Annotated in this window: 4 protein-coding genes; 3 read left to right on the top strand and 1 reads right to left on the bottom strand. The window is 71.0% G+C overall.

What is annotated here, in order from left to right; genetic code table 11:
- Positions 1–199 precede the first annotated feature (199 nt).
- Positions 200–1,084, top strand: a complete 885-nt coding sequence (locus ACFXB5_RS50825) for a DNA/RNA non-specific endonuclease (protein WP_385222199.1) — start codon at positions 200–202, stop codon at positions 1,082–1,084.
- A 94-nt stretch (positions 1,085–1,178) separates the two neighbouring features.
- A complete protein-coding gene (locus ACFXB5_RS50820; RefSeq protein ID WP_385222197.1) occupies positions 1,179–1,886 on the top strand; it encodes a pentapeptide repeat-containing protein in 708 nt (235 codons plus the stop codon).
- Here the strand turns inward: ACFXB5_RS50820 and ACFXB5_RS50815 are convergent.
- A complete protein-coding gene (locus ACFXB5_RS50815; RefSeq protein WP_385222194.1) occupies positions 1,844–2,188 on the bottom strand; it encodes a hypothetical protein in 345 nt (114 codons plus the stop codon). The genes ACFXB5_RS50820 and ACFXB5_RS50815 overlap by 43 nt on opposite strands.
- 252 nt (positions 2,189–2,440) lie before the next feature.
- Between ACFXB5_RS50815 and ACFXB5_RS50810 the strand changes: the two genes are divergently transcribed.
- Positions 2,441–3,307 carry a GyrI-like domain-containing protein gene (locus tag ACFXB5_RS50810; protein WP_385222192.1) on the top strand — a complete coding sequence of 289 codons (867 nt, stop codon included), beginning with the start codon at positions 2,441–2,443 and terminating at the stop codon, positions 3,305–3,307.
- Positions 3,308–3,398: the final 91 nt, after the last annotated feature.

The raw sequence follows: 3,398 nt of genomic DNA, 5'->3' as shown, positions 1-3,398 counted from the left end.
CCCCGCCCGCGGGGCCCCCCATATCCCCCCCGGGGGCCCGGGCGCCCCCTCGTTACCCCCCCGGCGCCCCCCCCGACGTCGTAAGGGTGCTGTCTGGCCGCCGTGATGTGGCCTTGTGGGGCGAGTCCGCTCGACCATACGGGCGGTATGGGAGGTCCAGTCCGATTATGTGATCGGGTGGCACGGTACCGACAACGGCATGGCCACTCCCCCCGATCCCCCGCAGAACGCGGAAACCACGAGCCCCGCATCCCTGGTGGACCGCAAGGGCTACAACGAGCGCTTCCTGGGCCCCTCCCTGCCGCTGCCCCGCCCGACCGGCCCCGACACCGAGACAACGGTCCTGCCCTACACCAACTTCAGCGTTGTCTTCCGCCCGGACCGGCGGCTGGCCGCGGCGACGGCCGTCACGATCGACGGCGCGCATCTCGTCGATGTGCCACGCGAGGACGAATGGCGCTTCGACCCCCGTCTGCCCGAGGCCCAGCAGGCCGGTCACCCCGTCTACCAGGACAACCCGCTGGACAAGGGACATCTGGTCCGCCGCCTCGATCCGGTATGGGGTCCGGACGCGTCCATGGCGAACGACGACACCTTCCACTACACCAACGCCGCTCCCCAGATGAACGTCTTCAACCAGGGCAAGAAGCTCTGGCAGGGGCTGGAGAACTTCCTGCTGGACCACGCCGAGGAGTTCGACAGGAAGCTGACGGTGTTCACCGGGCCCGTGCTCGAGGACTCCGATCCGCCCTACCGGGGCATCCAGGTGCCGCTCCGGTTCTGGAAGGTCGCCGCCTTCATGCAGGACGGTGAGCTGGCGTCCACCGCCTATGTGCTCGACCAGAGCCCCGACCTCAGCCGGGACGCCGCCGCCCGGGTCATGGCGGAGGCCGCGCGAGCCGGAGACCCTCCCCCGCTCGGGGCGTTCCGCACCTTCCAGGTGCCGGTCTCCGACATCGCCCGCCTCACCGCCCTGGACCTGGGCCCGCTCCCGGCGGCCGACCGGCTCACCGCCGGAAGGCGCGCCGCACCCCGCTGGACCCGCCTGGAGTCCTACGACGACATCACCGTGCACGCCGCATGAACCCCTCGCCCAAGCCGAGGAGAGCAGAGAGGGCACCGATGAGCGACGACTTCGTGCTGGACGTGACCAGGATCCGCGACGACGCCCGCCGGAAGTGACCACGCGGTGGCCCCGCTCGCTCTCCTGCCTCGTCGTGACCGCGCTGTCCTCGGCCCTGCTCGCCGGGTGCGGGGAGGACGACGACCACGGCCGGAGCTGTTCCGGCCGTACGGGCAGGGACCTGTCCAGCCGCACCGTGGCCGGTGGCGACCTGTGGCAGAAGAAGCTGCGGTGCGTCAATCTCGAACGCTCCACCCTGACCGGGCTGGTGTCCGAGGCCAATCTGCGGCGCGGAAATCTCTACGCGGCACGGCTGGCCGCGGTGTCGCTGGAGAACGTCGATCTGCGGGGCGCCGACCTCCGGCGGGCGGACCTCACCTCCGCCACCCTCTCGCAGGTCGATCTGCGCGGCGCCGATCTGAGCGGCGCCAGGCTCGGCAGGGGTCTGCTCACCGATGTCAGTTTCGAGGGCGCACGGCTGGACGGCGTGTATCTGCGGGCGGCGTCCCTCACCCATGTCGGCCTCAACGGAGCGGATCTGAGCGGCGCCGATCTGGCCGGAGCCACGGTGTCCGACTCCGACCTCCGCGGCGCGCGGCTGCGGGATGCCGATATCTCGACGACGAGTTGGGAGAACGTCCTCTGCCCGGACGGCTCCCGGTCGAGCGCACGGGTCTCCTGCGCCGACCATCTGGACCGGGTGGCGGACCGGGCCTCGGGTCAGCTTCCCCCGCCGTCGGCCGCCTTGTCGGTCTCCCCCTGAGAGGTCTTCCGGGCGGCGCGGTGCGCCTGCTCGAGACCTTTCATATAGGCGTCCAGATAGTCGGCGTCCGACAGCCGGGCGCAGGGCGCGGGGACGGGGTGGGAGCGGACCGCTCCGCCCTTGTGGGCGGCGGCCCGGTCGGCGATGGCATCGACACAGGCCCGGGTGGTCTCGGCCTTCTCGGCGGCGGCCGGGGTGCCGCTCGGGGTGCTCTTGTCGTGCGCGTCACCGCCGTTGGAGCAGCCGGTCAGGAGCAGGGTGATGGCGATGACTGCCGCGGCTTCGACGGTGCGGGTGCCCATGTGTCTCCCAGGTGCATGGATGGTGGGGTGCATCATCCGGCGCGGGCGCGGCGAAGTGGGAGAGTCGTGTATGCGTTGTGATGAAACGGTGACCGAACGGACGTACGGATGAACCCACGGTAGAACCCGGGCAAAGAGATGGCCGGGACGGCTCTCGGCGAACTGGCGTACCCGACCGGACCGGGCACAGGTTGTCGGGTCCGGCAGGGTGCCGACTTCCTAACGTGATCAGCGTCAAGGAAGGAGACCGGGGTGCTGGAGCGGCTGAACGAGGCCCTGGACCACATCGAGTCGCGCCTGGATCAGCGGATCGAGGTGGCCGAGTTGGCGCGGATCGCGATGACGTCGGAGTACCACTTCCGGCGGCTGTTCTCCGCGCTGGCGGGGATCTCGCTGTCGGAGTACATCCGGCGCAGACGGCTCACCCTCGCGGGGGCCGAGGTGCTCGCCGGGGAGCGGACGCTCCTGGAGATCGCGGTGCGCTACGGCTACGGCTCGGGGGAGGCGTTCGCGCGGGCCTTCCGGGCCATGCACGGTGTGGGCCCGGGGGAGGCCCGGCGGGCGGGTGCCTCGCTGAGCTCCCAGCCGCGGATGTCCTTCCGCCTCATCGTCGAAGGGAGCAGCAGCATGCGATACCGGGTCGTGGAGAAGGAGCGGTTCCAGGTGGTCGGCAAGAAGGTCCGTGTTCCGCTCGTCCATGAGGGGGTGAATCCGGGGATCGCGGAGTTCATCCGGGGGATCGGCCAGGAGGCGATACGGCGGATCGCCGCTCTGTCCGATCAGGAGCCGGAGGGGATCCTGGGGGTGAGCGACAACCTCGACCCGAGCCGGGCCGAGGGAACCGAACTCGACTATTACCACGGGGTGGTGACCGGGGCCGCCGCGCCGGAGGACCTGGACACGCTCGCCGTCCCGGCGGGGACATGGGCCGTCTTCGAGAACTCCGGGCCGTTCCCGCAGGCGCTCCAGTACCTGTGGCGGGACGTCTTCACGCAGTGGTTCCCGTCCAATCCGTACCAGAGCAGGCCGGGTCCGGAGATCCTGCGCACCCGGCTGTCACAGGACGGGGCGCGGGCGGACGCGGAGCTGTGGATCCCCGTGGAGCGGACGGCGGTCTGACGTTCCGTACCGTGGTCCCGGCGCGGGGGCCCCGGCTGTGGGGGGGGGGGCCGCCCGCGGGCGGGAGAACAACAAACCGCCCCCCCGCGGG

This window comes from Streptomyces sp. NPDC059455 (assembly GCF_042750115.1).
GTDB classification, from domain to species: Bacteria; Actinomycetota; Actinomycetes; order Streptomycetales; family Streptomycetaceae; genus Streptomyces; species Streptomyces endocoffeicus.
The sequence above is the reverse complement of the archived record's forward strand: the minus strand, read 5'-3'. Positions and strand labels throughout refer to the sequence as shown.

Coding starts and splice junctions, on each gene's coding strand:
- ACFXB5_RS50825 (WP_385222199.1), top strand. CDS start 200: ATGGCCACTCCCCCCGATCCCCCGCAGAACGCGGAAACCACGAGCCCC.
- ACFXB5_RS50815 (WP_385222194.1), bottom strand. CDS start 2,188: ATGGGCACCCGCACCGTCGAAGCCGCGGCAGTCATCGCCATCACCCTG.